16 protein-coding genes and 1 tRNA gene are annotated in these 18,620 nt (G+C 67.7%); 10 read left to right on the forward strand and 7 right to left on the reverse strand.

The genetic code is table 11. The annotated features are described in order from the left end of the window. The first annotated feature begins 1 nt into the window (after nucleotide 1). The 6 genes from AL755_RS02560 (at nucleotide 2) to AL755_RS02585 (ending at nucleotide 8,082) form a co-directional block, all read left to right on the forward strand. Complete coding sequence (locus tag AL755_RS02560; protein ID WP_054009580.1) at nucleotides 2-2,911, forward strand: hypothetical protein; 2,910 nt, start codon at nucleotides 2-4, stop codon at nucleotides 2,909-2,911. 91 nt (nucleotides 2,912-3,002) lie between these two features. After that, nucleotides 3,003-3,614 (forward strand): bacterial proteasome activator family protein, encoded by a 612-nt coding sequence (locus AL755_RS02565; protein WP_054009581.1) that lies wholly within the window; start codon nucleotides 3,003-3,005, stop codon nucleotides 3,612-3,614. Between the two features lie 5 nt (nucleotides 3,615-3,619). After that, nucleotides 3,620-4,102: a hypothetical protein gene (locus AL755_RS02570; RefSeq protein ID WP_054009582.1), complete on the forward strand. Its 483-nt coding sequence runs from the start codon at nucleotides 3,620-3,622 to the stop codon at nucleotides 4,100-4,102. A gap of 232 nt (nucleotides 4,103-4,334) precedes the next feature. Further along, on the forward strand, nucleotides 4,335-5,333 hold the full coding sequence (locus tag AL755_RS02575; protein ID WP_054009756.1) for an iron ABC transporter substrate-binding protein: 999 nt from the start codon (nucleotides 4,335-4,337) through the stop codon (nucleotides 5,331-5,333). A 5-nt stretch (nucleotides 5,334-5,338) separates the two neighbouring features. Then, nucleotides 5,339-6,934, forward strand: coding sequence for an ABC transporter permease (locus AL755_RS02580; RefSeq protein WP_082368822.1), 1,596 nt, complete (start codon nucleotides 5,339-5,341; stop codon nucleotides 6,932-6,934). Between the two features lie 35 nt (nucleotides 6,935-6,969). Continuing rightward, nucleotides 6,970-8,082, forward strand: coding sequence for an ABC transporter ATP-binding protein (locus AL755_RS02585; protein ID WP_054009758.1), 1,113 nt, complete (start codon nucleotides 6,970-6,972; stop codon nucleotides 8,080-8,082). A gap of 131 nt (nucleotides 8,083-8,213) precedes the next feature. On the opposite strand, the gene AL755_RS02590 is transcribed toward AL755_RS02585, so the two are convergent. After that, nucleotides 8,214-9,380, reverse strand: a complete 1,167-nt coding sequence (locus AL755_RS02590) for a low temperature requirement protein A (protein WP_054009583.1) — start codon at nucleotides 9,378-9,380, stop codon at nucleotides 8,214-8,216. Nucleotides 9,381-9,501: 121 nt separating this feature from the next. Next, nucleotides 9,502-10,635 (reverse strand): hypothetical protein, encoded by a 1,134-nt coding sequence (locus AL755_RS02595; protein WP_054009584.1) that lies wholly within the window; start codon nucleotides 10,633-10,635, stop codon nucleotides 9,502-9,504. A 102-nt stretch (nucleotides 10,636-10,737) separates the two neighbouring features. Here AL755_RS02595 and AL755_RS02600 point away from each other — a divergent pair, with 102 nt between their 5' ends. Further along, on the forward strand, nucleotides 10,738-11,334 hold the full coding sequence (locus tag AL755_RS02600) for a TetR/AcrR family transcriptional regulator (RefSeq protein WP_160318822.1): 597 nt from the start codon (nucleotides 10,738-10,740) through the stop codon (nucleotides 11,332-11,334). Nucleotides 11,335-11,393: 59 nt separating this feature from the next. Here the strand turns inward: AL755_RS02600 and AL755_RS02605 are convergent. The 4 genes from AL755_RS02605 to tmk form a co-directional block, all read right to left on the reverse strand. Further along, nucleotides 11,394-11,466: transfer RNA gene (locus AL755_RS02605), tRNA-Thr, on the reverse strand. 101 nt (nucleotides 11,467-11,567) lie between these two features. After that, on the reverse strand, nucleotides 11,568-13,121 hold the full coding sequence (locus AL755_RS02610; RefSeq protein WP_054009586.1) for an alpha/beta hydrolase: 1,554 nt from the start codon (nucleotides 13,119-13,121) through the stop codon (nucleotides 11,568-11,570). A 19-nt stretch (nucleotides 13,122-13,140) separates the two neighbouring features. Beyond that, nucleotides 13,141-14,331 carry a DNA polymerase III subunit delta' gene (locus AL755_RS02615; protein ID WP_054009587.1) on the reverse strand — a complete coding sequence of 397 codons (1,191 nt, stop codon included), beginning with the start codon at nucleotides 14,329-14,331 and terminating at the stop codon, nucleotides 13,141-13,143. Next, nucleotides 14,328-15,005, reverse strand: a complete 678-nt coding sequence (gene tmk / locus AL755_RS02620; protein ID WP_054009588.1) for a dTMP kinase — start codon at nucleotides 15,003-15,005, stop codon at nucleotides 14,328-14,330. Before tmk ends, AL755_RS02615 begins: the two co-directional genes overlap by 4 nt. Before the next feature lie 122 nt (nucleotides 15,006-15,127). Between tmk and AL755_RS02625 the strand changes: the two genes are divergently transcribed. After that, nucleotides 15,128-16,306, forward strand: a complete 1,179-nt coding sequence (locus AL755_RS02625; RefSeq protein WP_054009589.1) for a trans-sulfuration enzyme family protein — start codon at nucleotides 15,128-15,130, stop codon at nucleotides 16,304-16,306. Nucleotides 16,307-16,363: 57 nt separating this feature from the next. Beyond that, on the forward strand, nucleotides 16,364-16,726 hold the full coding sequence (locus tag AL755_RS02630) for a DUF2516 family protein (RefSeq protein WP_054009590.1): 363 nt from the start codon (nucleotides 16,364-16,366) through the stop codon (nucleotides 16,724-16,726). Nucleotides 16,727-16,730: 4 nt separating this feature from the next. On the opposite strand, the gene AL755_RS02635 is transcribed toward AL755_RS02630, so the two are convergent. Then, nucleotides 16,731-17,588 carry a class I SAM-dependent methyltransferase gene (locus AL755_RS02635; RefSeq protein WP_054009591.1) on the reverse strand — a complete coding sequence of 286 codons (858 nt, stop codon included), beginning with the start codon at nucleotides 17,586-17,588 and terminating at the stop codon, nucleotides 16,731-16,733. Nucleotides 17,589-17,814: 226 nt separating this feature from the next. Here AL755_RS02635 and AL755_RS02640 point away from each other — a divergent pair, with 226 nt between their 5' ends. Then, nucleotides 17,815-18,561 (forward strand): phosphoglyceromutase, encoded by a 747-nt coding sequence (locus AL755_RS02640; protein ID WP_054009592.1) that lies wholly within the window; start codon nucleotides 17,815-17,817, stop codon nucleotides 18,559-18,561. Nucleotides 18,562-18,620: the final 59 nt, after the last annotated feature.

Here is an 18,620-nt window from a genome sequence, read left to right on the forward strand (position 1 = left end):
GATGGCGCTCGACCTGATGCCCGTCAAAGGCGGGCGGCGGCACCGGCTGCGCCTGGCCCTGACCATGGCGTGGCGGGACATTCGCCGGCACAAGGGCCGCTCCGCGCTGATTGTTGCGTTGATTGCGCTGCCCGTCTTCGCCATGTCGGTGGCCGCTACGGCCGGCATGAGCATGGTGGCCACACCGGCCGAAACCGCCGCCATGGAACTGGGGCAGACCCAGGGCCGGCTGACCGAAATGCAAACCCTCAACAGCAAGACGGTCCAAAGCGTGCAGGGCGATACCGGCGGCGGCTGGGCCATGACGGGGGACCCCGATCCGCACTTCACGCCGACCGCCCCGGCCGACGCCGTTCCTGCCGGTTACACGGCGATTCCCTTGCAGTCCACCTCCCTCACCTCGCCCGTCGGCAAGGCCCAGGTGGACCTTTCGGCAGTCGTGACCGACGTGCTCAACCCGGCCTTCGAGGGCAAGTACGTGCTGCTGGCCGGCCGTGCGCCGTCGTCGGCGGGGGAGGCGCTGGGCTCGCCGGGCCTCTTGGACCGTTTTGGCTTGGCGCTCGGTGACAAGCTGACGACGTCGGCCGGTACCTTTGCCATTACCGGCACCGTCCGTGCAGTCCGCCAGGGTGACGGGGAGTCGTTTATCTTCCTCAAGCCCGGCCAGTTGCCCGCCGAGATCGCCAAGGGGCTGTCCCCGGCAACCATCTACCTGGCCGGGGACAGGCCGCTGGTGTGGGCCGACGCCAAGGCGTTCAACGCCAAGGGAGTGCTGCTCACTTCCCGCAGCCTGCTCCTGGATCCGCCCAGCAAGGCACAACTCGGCGAGGATGCCCAGTACATGCAGGATGACTGGCGCGGGACGATGATTGCCACGTACTTCGTCATGGGCCTGCTGATAGCCGTCCTTGCGCTTCTGGAGGTTGGTCTGCTGGCCGGGGCGGCCTTTGCCGTGGGAGCCCGGAAGCAGCAGCGCGACCTTGCCCTGTTGGCCGCCTCCGGGGCCGAGGGCGGCATGGTCCGCAACACCGTCACGGCCGGCGGGCTCTGGTTGGGCCTGGCCGGCGGCGTCGCCGGGGCAGTGCTGGGCACCATTGTTGCCATCATCGGCGTCCTCGTGGTGCGGTCAAGGGGGTTGGCCATGTTCCCGGGCCTGCACGTCATGTGGCTGCCGGCCCTTGGCTTGGTGGTGCTCGGCGTCGCAGCCGGAATCGTGGCCGCACTTGTGCCGGCCCGGGCCGTGGCAAAGCAAGCCACGCTGTCCGCGCTGAAGTCCGGCCGCACGGCGGACACTCCTTCCAAGTGGACGCCCCGCGTCGGCCTCGGGTTGCTGCTGCTTGCTGCACTTGCCATGGCGGCCGCCGCGGCCGTGACGGTTGCCACCCGTGGTAACGACTCGCAGTACCTGTGGGCCCCGTGGCTTGCCGGCCTGGTGGTGGCCGGTGCTGTCTTGTTGGTGGTTGGCCTGATCTGCCTTACCGGGCGCATCATTGGCGCCCTGACGGCACGGACCTCTTGGCTTCCTGTCCCGTTGCGCCTGGCCGCCCGGGACTCCGCCCGCAACCGTGGGCGCACCGTTCCCGCTGTGGCTGCCGTGCTCGCCGCGGCCACGTTGTCCGGTGCGCTCATGGTGGGTACCGCCAGCCTGATGCAACAGTCCAGCGACGACCACCAATGGCAATACAACCTGAACCAGGCCGGGGTTCGCCTCGAGTTCATTGAAGCCGACTACTCTCCCATGGGCGTCTCCGGCGAGCCGCGGCTGGCAACTGTTGACCCCAAGGTAGCCACGGCTACGCTGACGGACGTTCTGGGGCCCGCGGCGGTGACGCAGGTGCTGCGCGGCACGGCCAGTGACACACGGTGCACGCTGGACCAGCAAAAGGCCGACATGGCAAACAACGGCGCCCCGTCGGCAGACGCCACCGTGTGCCCTCAATGGGCGCTCGCGGAACCTGCGGAGAACCGCTGTGAAATGGCTAAGGACTGGAAGCCCAAGGACCTTGACGACTGGCGTTGCACCGGACCCATGAGCGGGCAGGGCTACAGCGCCGGAATCCCCGCGATCGTGGCCGGCGGCGAGGCCGAACTGAGCGTCTTGCTGGGCCGCGCGCCCAGTGCACAGGCGCTGCAGACCCTGGCCGACGGCGGCATGGTGATCACGAACAAAATCTTCCTGTGGCCGGGTGACACCGCCAAGGTCATCAGTTTCGATCCGAGGGCGGAAACCTCCTACACCCAGGTGGATCCGGGCAATTCAAATGCCATGTACTTGCGCCCAACACCGGTCCCTTTGACCGAGCAAGCGATTCCCGCCGTCGTGGAGGTGCCCGAGAAGCCGTTGAACTTCTATGGCATGGTCTCGGAAAAGACCGCAGCGGCCCTGAAGATCCCCGTCAGCGACCAACTGCTGCTGGTCACGGTGCCCCAACGTCCCACCGCGGCGGAATCCGACCGGCTGCAATCGGCCATGACCCCGCTGCTGGGGCAGTACAACGGGGTCTACTTTGAGCCCGGCCCCAACACCGCCATTGGGATCGTGCTGTGGACCATTGTGATCGGTGGCGCACTGATCACGCTCAGCGCGGCCGGCATCACCGCCGGGTTGGCGCTCGCGGACGGTCGCAGCGATCACGCCACTTTGGCCAGCGTGGGGGCCGATCCCAGGCTGCGCAAGGCGCTGTCCGGTTCGCAGACCCTCATGACCGCCATGATGGGGACGGTGTTGGGCCTGTTCGCCGGGGCCGTGCCAACCGTCGTCGTGCTGTCCTTCCAGCGCGGCATGCCGATTGTGCTGCCGTGGCTGCAGATGGGGGCGCTGCTGATTCTGGTGCCACTGTTCGGTGCGGGCGCCGCCTGGCTGCTCACCCGGGCCAAGCTGCCCATGACCCGGCGGCAAACCCTCGTGTAGCCCCAACTGAGACGCAGTAGTTGCTAAGAATCGGCGCAAATCCAGCAACTACTGCGTCACAGTTGGGAGGGGGCCGTGAGAGACTGGCCGTATGACTGAGAAGGCGCACACCCCGCCCAACGGAACTGCTCCCAACGGCGCCCCGGCGGAAGGCACTGTAGTGGACGACATCACCGAATCCGGCCGTCCGGCCGCGCATCCAAGCGTGGCCGACATGGTTGACCAGCCGGCCAAGGTCATGCGGATCGGGACCATGGTCAAGCAGCTCCTCGACGAGGTCAAGAGCGCGCCTCTGGACGACGCCGCCCGCGCCCGCCTGGCCGAAATCCATGAACGCTCCATTGCCGAGCTCGAGGACGGCCTGTCGCCGGAACTCGTGGAGGAACTCCACCGGCTGAGCCTTCCGTTCAGCGAAGACACCGCGCCCTCCGACGCCGAGCTGCGCATCGCCCAGGCCCAGCTCGTGGGCTGGCTTGAGGGCCTGTTCCACGGCATCCAAACAGCCCTGGCAGCGCAAGCCATGGCCAACCAGCAACTTGCCACCCGGATGGCCATGCGCCAGCTGCCGCCCGGAACCGTCATTGCCCCCGGCGTGGTGGTGGGCCAGAACGGTGAGCCGCAGCGGGCCCCGATGGAGCAGCCCGAGACACGTTCCGCGGATGCCGGCCTGCCCGACACCGGCGGCCCCGGACAGTACCTCTAAGCGGCATGCTGAAAGGACTTTTTGGCGGCTCCCGGCCGGGCCGGCGGGACGACGCGGAACTAGGCAAGGGTGTGTGGCGCCGCGCCCACGACAGATTCCGCCGCGGCCTGGACAGATTCCACCAAATGCTCGAAGGCATCGAGGCCGACGCAACCGGGCCGGCCGCCGGACAGGCCACGGCCGACACTTACGCGGCACTGATCCCCATCGCCGACGGCCTCGCGGACCTGCTGCCGCGGGTGCGCCGGATCGCCACCGACGCCCAGGCAATCGCGCCCAGCGACGGCACGGAGATCCCCACGGGCACGGGAGGCTACCTCAACGACGTCCACCGCGAACTCTCGCGTGCCGGCAACGCCCTCGCCGCCGCGGCCGAGGCCGTCGCCATGCTTCGGTTGGGCGCGGGGGAGCGGGCCGCCGTCGAACGCCGGGCAGCCATAGTCCACGAACACGTGGAGCGGGCCGAGGCGCTGCTGCGCAAGCGTTAACCTACCGGCGGGTAGCAGCATTGGGGTCGCAATTCACCCGCGCGCGACGAGAGCTGCGTCACATTTGGCCGCAATTAAGCCAAGGCTGCCCTTAGCTTGGATTACGATCAATAAACGTTCGCTATTTGTTTCCATCAGCCGAAGGGCCCCCATGAAGTCCGTGTTCAGCAAGTCTCTGTTCAGCAAGTCTGCGGTTAGCAAGTCTGCGGTTGCCGCCATTGCCGGCGTATCCATGCTCGCCCTGGCCGCGTGCGGGGGCACCACGAGCCCCGCAGCCTCGGAAGGCGCCCAGGGCTCGGCCACGGATGCCATCACCGTCTACAACGCCCAGCATGAGACCCTCACGCAGGCCTGGGTTGACGCTTTCACCAAGGAGACCGGCATCAAGGTCACCGTGCGCAACGGTGACGATTCCGAGCTAAGCAACCAGATCGTCCAGGAGGGCGCCAAGTCCCCGGCCGACGTTTTCCTGACGGAGAACTCACCCGCAATGACGCAGGTTGAAAACGCCGGACTGTTCACGGCCACCGACGCAAAGATCCAGGCGCAGGTCCCGGCCGAATACCGCCCCTCCACGAACAAGTGGACCGGCATCGCCGCCCGCAGCACGGTGTTCGCGTACAACAAGACCAAGCTCACCGAGGCCCAGCTGCCCAAGTCGATCATGGACCTGGCCGACCCCGCCTGGAAGGGCCGTTGGGCCGCTTCCCCGTCCGGTGCCGACTTCCAGGCCATCGTCTCCGCCATGCTTGAGCTCAAGGGTGAGCCCGCCACGCTGGCCTGGCTGAAGTCCATGAAGGAAAACTCCAAGGCCTACAAGGGCAACAGCACCGCCATGAAGGCCGTCAACGCCGGCGAAGTCGAAGGCGCGGTCATCTACCACTACTACTGGTTCGGCGACCAGGCCAAGACCGGTGAAAACTCCAACAACGTGGCCCTGCACTACTTCAAGAACCAGGACCCGGGCGCATTCGTCTCCATCTCCGGCGGCGGCGTGCTGGCCTCCAGCAAGCACCAGGAAAACGCGCAGAAGTTCCTGGAATTCATCACCGGCAAGGCCGGCCAGACCATCCTGCAGACCGGCACGTCCTTTGAATACCCGGTGGCCAGCGACGTTGCTGCGAACGCAAAGCTGACCCCGCTGCCCGAGCTGCAGGCGCCGAAGATTGACGCAGCCAAGCTGAACTCGCAAAAGGTCACCGACCTGATGACGCAGGCCGGTCTACTGTAGTACTGATGCCACAGACACAAAGTACGACGCCGGTCCAACCGCCGCGCACACGATTCTTCCGTACCGCCGGGGGCCGGGGCACACGCTCCGGCCCCTGGGCCGTCGTCGTACTCTGCGTCCTGATCGCGGCAGTATCCCTGCTTCCGCTGGGATACGTGGCCGTCATGACCGCCAACGCAGGGTGGGACACCGTCAAGGCCCTGGTGTTCCGCCCGCGCGTGGGCGAATTGTTGTTTAACACGGTTGCCCTGGTGGTGATCACCGTCCCGATCACCCTGGTGCTGGGCATTGGCGGGGCGTGGCTGGTGGAACGGACCCGGTTGCGCGGACACAAGGTCTGGGCGGTGCTCCTTGCGGCGCCGCTGGCCATCCCGGCCTTCGTCAACAGCTACGCCTGGGTCAGCGCCATCCCGTCGCTGGGCGGCGTCTTCGGCGGCGTGCTGATCTCGGTCCTGTCCTACTTCCCGCTCGTCTACATCCCCGTGGCGGCCGTGCTCAGCCGCCTGGATCCGGCGCTGGAACAGTCGGCGGCCTCACTGGGGCTGGGCCCGTGGCGGGTGTTCTTCCGGGTGGTGCTGCCGCAGTTGCGGCTGGCCGCGGCCGGCGGCGCGCTTTTGGTGTCCCTGCACCTGCTGGCCGAATACGGCGCCTTCGCCATGATCCAGTTCGACACCTTCACCACCGCCATCTACGACCAGTTCCGGTCCACCTTCAACGGGGCCGCGGCCAACATGCTGGCCGGGGTGCTGGTGCTCCTGTGCCTGCTGCTGCTCCTGGGCGAGGCCAAGACGCGCGGCAACGCCCGGTACGCGCGGGTGGGTGCCGGCGTGCAGGCCAACCCCGTCCGGCTGCCGCTGGGCTGGTGCCAGGCCCCCGCCCAACTGGGTTTGGCGGCACTCTCCGCGCTGGCTCTGGGCGTCCCGCTGTTCCATGTGGTTCGCTGGCTCGTGGCCGGCGGCGCCGAGGTGTGGACCCGCGACGCGCTGGTGACCTCGCTGCTGCAGACGCTCGGCTACGGGCTCGTGGGCGCCCTCGCCACCACCGTGGTCGCCTTCCCGCTGGCCTACCTGGTGATCCGGCATCCCGGCCCCATCACGAAGATGCTCGAAGGCGTCAACTACATCTCCTCCTCCATGCCCGGCATCGTTGTGGCGCTGGCCCTGGTGACCATCACGGTGCGCAACGTGCCTGCGATCTACCAGACCGCCGTTGTCCTCGTGGCCGCCTACGCCCTGCTCTTCATGCCGCGGGCACTCGTGAACCTCCGGGCGGGCCTGGCGCAGGCGCCCCGTGAACTCGACGAGGCCGCCCAGGCGCTGGGCAAGCCGCCGCTGCTCGCCTTCCTGAAGGTGACGCTGCGGCTCAGCGCCCCGGCCGCGGCCGGCGGTGCGGCGCTCGTGTTCCTGGGGATCGTGAACGAGCTGACGGCCACCCTGCTGCTGGCCCCCAACGGCACCAATACCCTGGCCACCGAATTTTGGGCGCTCAGCAGCGAGATCGATTACGCGGGCGCGGCACCGTACGCGTTGCTGATGATCCTGCTCTCGGCCCCCATGACCTACCTCCTCTTTGCCCAATCCAAGAAAGCAGCCGGACAGTGACAGCAACACCCGGGCCGTTGGCAGCAACCACCCCCATCGCCGGGTACAAGCCCGACGCCGGCCACGCCACCGAGCACTTACAGGTGCACGGCGTGCGGAAGTCGTTCGGCGGAACCGAGGTGCTCAAGGGTGTTGACCTGACGGTCGCCCAGGGCCGCACCACGGCCATCGTGGGGGCCTCGGGCTCCGGCAAGACCACCCTGCTGCGCCTCATTGCCGGCTTCGAGGCGCCCGACGCCGGCCGTGTTTCGTTGGGCGGTGCGGACGTGGCCGGACCCGGATCTTGGATCCCGGCCCACAAGCGCAGCGTGGGCTATGTGGCACAGGATGGTGCCCTTTTCCCGCACCTGAGCGTGGGCCAAAACATCGCCTTCGGCCTGTCGCTGCGCGGCAAGGCGGCCGCGTCCCGGGTGGCCGAGCTGCTGGAGATGGTGTCGATGGATCCGTCCTATGCCAAGCGCAAGCCCTCGCAGCTTTCCGGCGGCCAGCAGCAGCGCGTGGCCCTGGCCCGCGCCCTGGCGCGCCAGCCCGAACTCATGCTCTTGGATGAACCGTTCAGCGCCCTCGACGCCGGGCTGCGGGTCGCCACCCGCCGGGCCGTGTCGCAGACCCTGAGTGATGCCGGCGTGACCACCATTTTGGTCACGCACGATCAGGCCGAGGCGCTCAGCTTCGCCGACCAGGTGGCCGTGATGCGCGAGGGCCGGCTGGCCCAGATCGGCAGCCCCTTCGTGGTGTATACGCGGCCCTCGGACCGGGCCACGGCCGAATTCCTCGGCGACGCCGTCATCCTGGAGGCCTGGATGGAGGGCTCGCTGGCGCTGTGCTCACTCGGCGGCATTCCCGTGCGCCGCCCGCCCGTGCAGGGCCGCGTGCACCTGATGCTGCGCCCCGAACAGATCCGCATCTCCGAGGGTGGCAACATCCGCGGCCGCGTGGTGGACACCGACTACTTCGGCCCGGAAACCACCGTGCGGATCGCCCTTGAACCCATCGCCGTGGACCCCGCCAAGCCCGTGGACCCGCACCAGCCCGTGGGCGGGGAGATCATCAGCATCCGCCACTGGAACGCCATGCTGGCCCGGCCCGGCACCCAGCTTTCGCTCAAGGTCGTCGGCGAGGGCGTCGTCTTCCCCTGGGAGGGCTGAGCCCCACCGGCTCTGGCGTCGAAGCCGGCGTTCCGCCGGCGATTTTCCGGCCATCGGCCGCGGGCGGCCTTCGGCCTCCCTGACGTCGCCTACGGGAATACCGCCTCCGCAGCCTCGGTCGTCGACACCGACTACCGCCGGCGGTGCGCGATCTCCGTGTGGACCGTCAGGGCCACCAGCAGGGCCACGGCAACCGCAAGCAGCGCAGCCGCGGAGACCGCTGCACCCAGCGGGATGAGCAGCAAGGAAACGGCTATTGCGGGCAGGGCCCAGGGCAGCACCGCACGCATGGGCTGGCCGTAGCGCAGCGTCACCAAGCCGTTCGTGGCGTAGAAAAGTGCCAGGCCGCCGCCGAGGGCCGTCCGGGCACCCAGGGGCAAATGCTCGTAGGCTTCCGGAATCGCCGTGGCGATTCCCGCAGCAATGGATGTGATGCCCAGGACCAGCAAGAACGGCAGGAAGAGCGTGGTCTGCAGGATTCCGGTGAAGTCGGACCGTGATTGCAGCCGTTCCAGCCCGGCCGTCACCATTCCGGTGCCGTATTGGAAGAACGCCCAGCCCAGCAGCGCAACAAGCAGGAATCCGAGGGCGCCTGCGATTCCGGCTCCGGCGTTCCAGTCAGCCGATACCTCGCTGACAATGGTGAAAACCGCTTCACCCAGGACGATGACGACAAAGAGTCCCAGCCGCTCCGAGGCGTGTTCAATGTTCACGTCGGCCGCCGCGCGCCCGGCCCACAGCCGCCCGCCAATGGTCACCATGGCAACCTCCACCGCGATGGCGAGGGCCCACAAGACCACTGCGAAATGCAGCGGCAGGAAGGAGGACGCCAACCAGAGGACGGCAGTCCCGCCGTTGTAGATCCAGATCCGCCAGGGTGTTGGGCCCGGCTGTTGGCGGTCCTTGTAGAGCCATAGGACCAGCAGGATCACGCGCATCCCCGCGTTGCCCAGCGAAAAAGCCCAGGCCCGGTCCCCGAAAGCGCCGGGAGCTGCGGCGGCCATGACGCCGGCCGCTGCCATGGCCGCCAGCATGGCCACGCCCAGTGCTCGGGCGGACAGCCCGGGCATCAGGTTAACCACGGAGACGATGTTCGCCCAGGCCCACCATGCCGGAAAGAACAGCAGCACAAAGGTGCCGAACTGTGCCCACCCTGGGTCGCCGTGGATGCCGTGCGCCAGCTGACCCACGAAGACCACAAAGACGAGGTCGAAGAACAACTCCATCCAATGCACCCGGCCCGGTTCACGGGCGGCCTCCCGGCCCAGCCGCTGCACCCCGGTGTGTTTATCGTTCATGGGCCCATGCTAGGTCCAGACGGGTGGGAAACGGCTGCGGACGCCAAAAATCCCCCTGGAACGTGACTGCTCCAGAGGGATCGAGGGGCAGACCCGGCAGGATCGCCAAGCCATTGTCAGCTTAGACAGAGACTGCGGTGAGGTTTTCCGTGGCGGCGGGTTCGGCGTCGAGCGTCGACGGCAGGTGCACGGCCTCCTCGTTGCGGTGCCGGCCAAGGATGGCCAGGGCTATGCCCACCACCGACCAGGCTGCGAGCACCAGCCAGTGGATGCCCTGGGCGGCATCCGGGAAGTAGGACAGGTCCCGCAGGAGCGTGCCCGTGGCGCCCGGCACGAACCATTGGCCGATGGCGCCCCACGCGCCCGGCAGGAATTCCTGCGGGGACGTCAGCGAGGAGATCGGGTTGCCGATGAACATGGTCAGCACGGCGCCGATCGGGATGCCCGGCTTGCCCAGCAGCGATTCCAGCCCGACGATCGTGATGGCGATGGCAAACAGACCCAATCCCATGGCCAGGGCGTTCAGCAGGTACGGCCCGGACAGAATGCCGAACCAGCCCTGCAGGATGCCCACCAGGCCAAGGCCGCCGGCCACACCGTAGACGGCCGCGGCGGCCAGGCGCCGCCGGAATCCCGTCACGACCAGGGAAATCAGCACGCCGCCGATCATCCCGCCCATCGCGAGGGGCAGGCCCAGCAGCGCCAGCCCGGTGCCGCGGGAGTCCTGCGGGTTCAGGGGCACGACGTCGGTCACCGTCACCTTGGGTGCCGGCGCCGGCGCCGGCCCGGCGGCTGCGATGATCGCGGCGAGGTTGCCGGTGGCAATGGCCGAGTTCAACTGTGCGGCGTGTGCAGCGGCGGACTTCTGGGCCAGGCCCTGGGTGATGCCGGCAGCGGCCTGGTTCATGATCTGGACGACGACGGGGCTGGCGGCGGACGCCGTCAGGACCTCCACGCCGGATCCGTCCGGGGCCACCACGAAGGCGCCGTAGGCGTCGCGAGAGGTGACCGCGTCCACGGCTGCGTCCCTGCCCTCGACGGGGCTGAGGGCAAAGGCGCCCGTCTTCTCGAGTTGGGTGTTCAGTGCGGTTGCGGCCGGACCGCTGCCCGAGACCACCACGGGCAGGTTGTGCACGGAGGAGGTGACGGTGGGCCAGAGGAAGGCCAGCAGGATGACGGCAACCACGGCGGAGGCGCCAATGGCTGTTGCGAGCGTCAGCCCCCAGCGGGTGTGGGGTGTTGCGGTGGTGGCCATGGCGGCTCCTTTGAAAGAAAAAGAATGTTCGTTCTTTATTAAGCCATGGTGGCGCCCCTGCGTCAAGAACGTTCGTTCTCTTTTGCTGATAGTCTGCGTCACATGCCCCGTGTTAGCGATGAACATCGACAGATCATGACCCTGCGAATCGAAGAGGCCGCCCTGGAGTGCGCCCGGCGCAAGGGGGTGGCCGAGATGTCCATGGCGGATATCATCGGCGAATCCGGGCTGTCCGCCGGTGCCATCTACGGTTATTACAAGGGCAAGGACGAGATCCTTGCCGCCATGGCCAGGCGCCTGGTGGGTGGCAGGGTGGCGATCCTGGACGAGATGGCCGCACGCTCTCCCATGCCGCATCCGGCGGAGGCGTTGCTTGAGTTCATGGACTCGGTCTCCGGCCCGCTGCGTGACGGAAGCCTGGTGGTCCAGATTTGGGGCCTGGCCACCCATTCGGAAACCATCGGCCTCATTGCGCGGGAGTCCTATGGCCAATTAACCGAACACCTGGAAGGGTACCTGGTTGCCTGGTACCGGGAAGCCAGGGGAGTGGATGCCGCGGGCGGCAAGCAAGCTGCCGCCGCGATCCTTCCCGCCGTGCTTGCCTTGATGCAGGGTTGGCTGTTCAAGGTTCCGCTGGCCGGCATCGAGGACGACCAGCAATATTTGGACTCCGTGGCAACCTTGCTGCGACACCTCTAGGCCGGAGTCGGCGGGCAACAAAAAATCCCCCGGTTCACCAGGAACCGGGGGATTGAATGAGCCTCCAAACAGAATCGAACTGTTGACCTTTTCATTACGAGTGAAACGCTCTACCAACTGAGCTATGGAGGCCTGTGATCATCGAAGAACCCTTGTGGGGTTCATCCGCCGAACACAAGAAACAACTCTAATATGCTGCGGCCCGAAGTACAAAATCGAGTCCCCGTCCGGCACTAGCAGGTGGTTCCCGCAGCCGGGACGACGCCGTCCACAAAGTAGTTGTCCACCGCGGAAGTCAGGCAGGCATTGGATCGGCCGTAGGCGGTGTGGCCGTTGCCCTTCCACGTCACCAGGACCCCCGAATCGAGCTGCTTGGCCAGCGACTGCGCCCACGCGTACGGGGTGGCGGGGTCGCCCGTGGTGCCAATGACCAGGATGGGCCCGGCGCCCGGGGCATGGATGGCGTCCGCTTTTCCGGTGGGCGGGAACGGCCAGTATTTGCAGGCCAACCCCGAGTACGCCAGCAGCTTGCCAAACGTCGGGGACGCCTTTTCGAGTTCCTTCGCGTCCTGGCGCATGTAGGCGGTGTTGGAATTCATCTGGTAATCAAGGCAGTTGATGGCCGTGAAGGCCGCGGCGGTGTTGGAGTTGTACTTGCCGTCCGTGCCGCGGTCGGCCGAGTAATCGGCCAGCGTCAGCATGGCCGTGGCGTCGCCGGCAAAGGCCTGCTTCAGCGCGGCCGACAGCGGGTCCCACAAATCCGTGGAGTACATGGCAAAGGCCAGGGCATTGGTGAACTCGGTGCCCGTGACCACGCGGCCCTCATGGGTTTGCTGCGGCGTCTTCTCGTACACGGCCTGGAGCTCGCGGATCTGCCCCATGGCGTCGTCCACGGTTCCGGACACCGGGCAGTCGGTGCCGGACAGGCAGTTCTTGGCCCAGGCGCGGAGCGCGTTTTCAAAGCCGGCGGCCTGGCCCATCGAGATCTGGTCGATGGTCAGGGTGGGGTCCAGGGCGCCGTCCAGGGAGAATTTTCCCACCCTGTCCGGGAACAGCCCGGCATACGTGGCGCCGAGCTTGGTGCCGTAGGAGAAGCCCATGTAGTTCAGCTTGGGGTCTCCCACGACGGCCCGCAGGATGTCCATGTCGCGGGCGGAGCTGACGGTGTCAACATGGGAAAGCACCGGTCCGGTGTTCTTCACGCACAACGCGGTCTGGTCCTTCGTGGCAGCCTCGGCCTTGGCGAAGCCGGCGTCGGTGTCCATGTTGAAGTCCACCTGCCGGGCGGCGTCCGTCTGGGCGTCGTTGAGGCACTTGACGGGATCGGAGCGTTGCACCCCGCGCGGGTCAAAGCCGACAATGTCGTACGCGCTGCGGAGCTTGTCCGAAAAATACGACTTCGCGCTGTTCTTCGCCATGTCCACGCCCGACGCGCCGGGCCCGCCGGGGTTGATCAACATGGCGCCCAGCCTTTTGCCGGAAGCGGGCAGCCGGGTCACGGCAAGCCGGATCGTGGCACCCTTGGGCTTGGCGTAGTCCATGGGCACCTCCACGGTGGTGCACTGGAAGCCGCCGCTGCACGACGTCCAGGTGACCGGCTGCGAGTAGAAGCCGGACAGCTCCGCCGGGACGTCGCCGATGGTCGACGCCGCCGCGCTGGAGGTCACCGTGGCGGTGGGGGCCGGGGCCAGCACCGAGCAGGAACTGAGCAGCAGCGCACCCACCGTCGCCGCGGCGGTGAGGAACAGGCGGTGGCGGGATCGCCGTCGTAAGGGTCCTTGTGGCATGAACAAATCCTTCACGGGTTTAGAGCAGGCTGACGGTCATGGCTTCGAGGGCCAAAAGCGGGGAAACATTGGTGGTGGTGAGGCGCCGGCGCACGGAATTGATGGCATCCATGCGGGCCAGCGTCGCCTCGGGGCGGGCGCGTGCGGCAAAGTCGGCCAGGGCCTCGCGCAGGTAGTCGTTGACAAGCTCCACCTGGCCGGCCGCGGTGTCCTGCGTGCCGGGTTCGACGCCGTGGACGGCGTGCGCCGCGAGCTGGAGTACCAGCACGTCCCGGTAAAAGGAGAGCAGGTCCGTCAGGGCACGGTCCAGCTGGTCCGTCACGGAACGCTTGGAACGCCGTTTCTGGTCCTCCTCCAGTGCGCGCACCTGGGCGCGCAGGGGAGGGGGCAGGATGCCGGTCTCGGGGGCGCCCAGGGAGAGCAACAGCTTGGCCTTCTCCGTCGCATCGCGCTCCTCGTTGGAGGATGTCGCCTCGGCCTGGGCCAGTTCCAGCAGCGAACCGGCCGCGCGGACGGCGGCCGTGACGTCGCGCAGCGTCAGCGGGAGCCGCACGATCTCGTCGCGGCGGGCGCGGGCGTCGGCGTCCCCGGCCAGGCGGCGGGCAATGCCGATGTGGCTTTGTGCGGCCCGGGCCGCGTGCAGCGCGAGAGTGGGGTCGATGCCGTCGCGGCGCACCAACAGCGCGGCGACGTCGGCCACCGGCGGCAGGCGCAGGGTCAGCGTGCGGCAGCGGGAACGGATCGTCACCAGGACGTCGGCCGGGCTGGGCGCGCACAGGATCCAGATGGTGCGTGGCGGCGGCTCCTCGATGGCCTTCAGCAGCACGTTGGTGGTGCGTTCGGTCATGCGGTCCGCGTCGCCCACCACAATGACCCGCCAGCGCGACGACGACGGGCTGTCGTGGGCCTTGCGGACCAGTTCGCGGGCCTCTTCGATGGCGATGGTGGTCTTTTCCGTGGCAATGAACGTGACGTCGGCGTTGGTGCCGGTCAGCGCCGTGTGGCAGGCCTTGCATACGCCGCAGCCGCGTTCGGCCAGCTGTTCACGTTCACAGACAAGGGCCGCCGCAAAAGCGAGCGCCGCGTTGGAGCGGCCGGACCCGGGCGGGCCGGTGATCAGCCAGGCGTGCGTGGGGGAACCTGACTGCGCGGCACGGCGCAACTGGTCCACCACGGGGCCCTGGCCCTGGAGGTCAACCCAGACACTCATGCAGTCCCCGCAGGCTGTCCGGCCGGGTGACTTGCAAGAAGAGCGGAAACGCGGGCCTGAATGGCGGCGGCAAGTTCGGCCACCGGCTGCCCGGCGGGCAGGACCAGGTAGCGCTGTGGGTGGGCCGCGGCCAGGTCGAGGAACGCCTGGCGGATTTCGGCGTGGAACGTATCGGGCTCCGATTCGAGCCGGTCCTCCGCAGCGTCCCCGGCGGTGCGGCGGCTGCGGCCGTCCTCCGGCGTCACGTCAAGCAATACGGTCAAATCCGGCCACAGGCCCTGGGTGGCCCATTCGTTGACGCGTTCGACGTCGCCCGCGCCCAGGCCGCGGCCGGCGCCCTGGTAGGCAATCGAGGAGTCGATGTAGCGGTCGCTGATGACCACTTCGCCGCGGGCCATGGCCGGGGCAATGACCTGCACCGTGTGGGCCGCGCGCGCCGCGGCGAAAATCAACGCCTCGCAGCGGGCGTCAATCTCGCCCTGGCCGTGGTCGAGCACCAGCGAGCGCAGTTTCTCGCCCACGGGCGTGCCGCCGGGCTCGCGCGTGCGCAGCACCACCTTGCCGGCGTCGGTCAGTGCCTGGGTCAGCACGGCTGCCTGGGTGGATTTTCCGGCCCCGTCCCCGCCCTCGAAGGCGATGAACAGGCCGGGCTGGGAGGCAGAGGGAAAAGTCACGTCCCTAGCCTACCGGCCGGTGCTGTGAGGACTTCCGCCGCACCGCGCCAACGGCCGCGTGTTATCCACAAGCGGGTCATGGAATTGCGGCGGGCGTGACGGCGCGCACTAATCTGGAAGGCATGACCACTGAACCCTCCTCACACCCCGACACGCTCAGCCCTGACACCGTTGTGGTTGCCACCGGCCGCCCCGCCCGTGTCCACGACGCCGCCGTCAACCCGCCGATCGTGCTCTCCTCCACCTACGTCGGCACCGGCCAGGTCGTGGACGGGGACCGGGCCTACGGGCGCTACTCCAACCCCACCTGGGATCCGCTGGAGCAGGCGTTGTCCGAGCTGGAGGGCGCCGAGCTGCCCGGTCTGGTCTTTAGCTCCGGCCTCGCCGCGGTGTCGGCTGCGTTGTCGATCATCCCGGTGGGCGGTGTCCTGGTGATGCCGCGCCACTCCTACCAGGGCGCCCTGGTCATGGCACAGGAGCTGGCGGCCAAGGGCCTGTTTTCGCTGCGCACCGTCGACATTGCCAACAATGACGAGGTCATCGGCGCCCTGACGGGTTCGGGCGAGAAGGCCGCGGACATGTTGTGGCTGGAAAGCCCCACGAACCCCATGCTGGAAGTGGCCGACCTCCATGTCCTGTGCCGGTCCGCCCAAGCCGTGGGCGCCGTCGTCGTCACGGACAACACGTTCTGCACCCCGCTGGTGCAAAAGCCGCTGGACCTGGGCAGCGACGTGGTGCTGCACTCCGTCACGAAGTACCTGGCCGGGCACTCCGACGTCATCCTCGGGGCCCTGGTCACCTCCAACCCCGAGCTCCGGGCGCAACTGCTCCACCACCGCTCCATCCACGGCGCCATCGCCGGCCCGTTCGAGGCCTGGCTCGCGCTGCGCGGCCTGCGGACCCTGGCGCTGCGCGTGGAGCGGGCACAGGCCAGCGCCATGGATCTGGCCCAGCGGCTTGAGACGCACGACGGCGTCGACAAGGTCCTGTTTCCCGGCCTCGACTCCGACCCCGGCCACGACCGCGCCAAGGCGCAGATGCTCGGCTTCGGCTCCGTGCTCTGCATTGAGGTTGCCGGCGGCGAAGAGACGGCCACTGCCCTTGTGGAGGCGCTGCGGCTGTGGACGCCGGCCACGTCGCTGGGCGGGGTGGAGTCGCTGATCGAACGCCGCCGCCGCCACGCCAACGAACCCGACACCGTGCCCGCGAACCTGCTGCGCCTGAGCGTGGGCATCGAGAACGTCGAGGACCTGTGGAACGACCTTGCCCAGGCCCTGGAAGCGGTGGCTGCGCAGCGGTAGAAAACCGGCGGGAATCATCACGTGTTGCCGGCCGGTGCCACGCGCTAGGCTGGTGGTGTGATCTTTTTCGTGAACGTCGTCTCATTTGTCATTTTGACCGCACTGGGTGCCCTGGCATTTGGTATTCAGCTGTGGGCCCTGAGCGACTGCCTGCGGACCCCGGGACCCGACTTCCAGCGCGTGGACAAGCGCACCAAGCAGTTCTGGGGCGCGCTCACGGGCGTGTCGGCATTCCTAGGCTTCGTCTACATCCTGGGGCCGGTCACCTCGTTGACGGTCCCCGGCATTGGCCTGGGCATGATCTTCAACCTGGTCGCCGTGACCGTGGCCGGCGTCTACCTGGCCGATGTGCGCCCCGCGCTCGTGGAGGTACGCGGCCGCGGCAAGGGCAACCAGCGCCGCGGCTCGTCGTCCTGGTAAAGACCTAAAGCGGGTCGACGGCGGACCACGCCACCGTCAATTCGCCCAGCCGCCACCGTGACGGGTCCCGGGTGAGCGGCCAGCCGTCGTCGTGCATCCGGGAGCACATGTTCAGCCAGCGCTGGCGGTTGCCAAAGGATGCCAGCGGCGCCCCGGCCAGCCAATGCTGGTCAAGCGCCTGCAGGAACGCATGAATTTTCTCCCCCGGCACGTTGTGGTGGATCAGGGCCTTGGGCAGGCGCTCGGCCACATCGCTGGGAAGGTCAAAGGCGCCAAAACGCAGCGAAATGGTCAACGACTGCGGCCCGTTCCTGTCCAGGGCAACCCAGGTGCTGCGCCGGCCGATCTCATCGCAGGTGCCGTCCACGAAGATCCCGTGCGGGCTCAGCCTGGCGCACACCGTGGCCCAAATCAGCCGGACATCGGCCTCATCGTATTGGCGCAGGACGTTGAACGCCCGCACCATGACGGCGTCGCCGGGAACCGGAATTTCAAAGCCCCCCACCCGGAAATCCAGGCCCTCATGCTCCAGCGGCTTGGCCCGGCGCACCCGGTCCGGCTCGATTTCAATGCCGGTCACGTGGACGTCGGGGCAGGACTTGCTCATTCGCCCGTACAGTTCCACGGCCGTGGTGGGGGAGCCGCCGTAGCCTAGGTCCACCACCAGGGGCGCCTGATCCGGTGTCCAGTCCAGGCGCAGCCGCCACGCTTGCGGGCCGGCCAGCCATCGGTCCACCCGCCGCAGCCGGTTCGGGTTGGTGGTGCCACGGGTGACGTTGCCAAACGGCTTGTTGCGCTGCCGGGCGGGCGTGTTTGCGGGGTCGGCGGAGGAGCCCCCGACCCTCTGCGCACGTTGAACCACCCGGCAATTCTAGTGGCACGCGCTGTCAGCACACAGCCGCACCGGGCTTGGGCCATGCGCACGACACACCGGCGCGGGCTGCGCACACACGGGGTGGGCGCCAGCGACGCCGGCGTGTCGTGCGCATGGCACATCGAATTCGGGTGTGTGTCGCGCGCATGTCCAAACTGCGGGCGCGCGGCGTAGCAATTCAGGCCCGCGCAACCCCTGCCGGTAGAATATGGCCATGACTTATACGCTGATTTTGCTCCGACACGGCCACAGTGACTGGAACGCCAAGAACCTGTTCACGGGTTGGGTTGACGTCGATTTGAACGACCAGGGACGCACCGAAGCCGTGCGCGGCGGCGAGCTGCTCGTGGAAAACAACATCCTGCCGGACATCTTGTACACGTCCCGCCTCAAGCGTGCCATCAACACCGCCAACCTGGCGCTGGATGCTGCCGACCGCGGCTGGATCGACGTCAAGCGCGATTGGCGCCTGAACGAACGCCACTACGGCGCGTTGCAGGGCAAGGACAAGGCGCAGACCCTGGCCGAATTCGGCGAGGAGCAGTTCATGGAATGGCGCCGCAGCTACGACACCCCGCCGCCCGTCCTCTCCGACGACAGCGAATTCTCCCAGGCGCACGATCCCCGCTACGCCGGCCTGGGCGACGCCCTGCCGCGCACCGAGTGCCTCAAGGACGTCCTGGTGCGCCTGCTGCCGTACTGGGAATCGGACATCAAGGAAGACCTCAAGGCCGGCAAGACCGTGCTGGTCACGGCCCACGGCAACTCGCTGCGCGCCCTGGTCAAGCACCTGGATGGCATTTCCGACGAGGCCATCGCCTCCCTGAACATCCCCACCGGCATCCCGCTCGTGTACGAACTGGATGAGGACTTCGCCCCCATCACCCCCGGCGGCAAGTACCTGGACCCGGAGGCCGCAGCCGCCTCCATCCAGGCCGTGGCCAACCAGGGCAAGAAGTAACCCACCCCCGTTGAGGGGACACATTTCCCCACAAACGCGTTGAGAGGCCAGATAATCCT

The sequence above is a fragment of the Arthrobacter sp. ERGS1:01 genome (assembly GCF_001281315.1).
In the GTDB taxonomy this organism is placed as follows: domain Bacteria; phylum Actinomycetota; class Actinomycetes; order Actinomycetales; family Micrococcaceae; genus Specibacter.

Coding starts and splice junctions, on each gene's coding strand:
- AL755_RS02560 (WP_054009580.1), top strand. CDS start 2: ATGGCGCTCGACCTGATGCCCGTCAAAGGCGGGCGGCGGCACCGGCTG.
- AL755_RS02580 (WP_082368822.1), top strand. CDS start 5,339: ATGCCACAGACACAAAGTACGACGCCGGTCCAACCGCCGCGCACACGA.
- AL755_RS02615 (WP_054009587.1), bottom strand. CDS start 14,331: ATGAGTGTCTGGGTTGACCTCCAGGGCCAGGGCCCCGTGGTGGACCAG.
- AL755_RS02565 (WP_054009581.1), top strand. CDS start 3,003: ATGACTGAGAAGGCGCACACCCCGCCCAACGGAACTGCTCCCAACGGC.
- AL755_RS02570 (WP_054009582.1), top strand. CDS start 3,620: ATGCTGAAAGGACTTTTTGGCGGCTCCCGGCCGGGCCGGCGGGACGAC.
- AL755_RS02610 (WP_054009586.1), bottom strand. CDS start 13,121: ATGCCACAAGGACCCTTACGACGGCGATCCCGCCACCGCCTGTTCCTC.
- AL755_RS02595 (WP_054009584.1), bottom strand. CDS start 10,635: ATGGCCACCACCGCAACACCCCACACCCGCTGGGGGCTGACGCTCGCA.
- AL755_RS02640 (WP_054009592.1), top strand. CDS start 17,815: ATGACTTATACGCTGATTTTGCTCCGACACGGCCACAGTGACTGGAAC.
- AL755_RS02600 (WP_160318822.1), top strand. CDS start 10,738: ATGCCCCGTGTTAGCGATGAACATCGACAGATCATGACCCTGCGAATC.
- AL755_RS02625 (WP_054009589.1), top strand. CDS start 15,128: ATGACCACTGAACCCTCCTCACACCCCGACACGCTCAGCCCTGACACC.
- AL755_RS02590 (WP_054009583.1), bottom strand. CDS start 9,380: ATGAACGATAAACACACCGGGGTGCAGCGGCTGGGCCGGGAGGCCGCC.
- AL755_RS02575 (WP_054009756.1), top strand. CDS start 4,335: ATGCTCGCCCTGGCCGCGTGCGGGGGCACCACGAGCCCCGCAGCCTCG.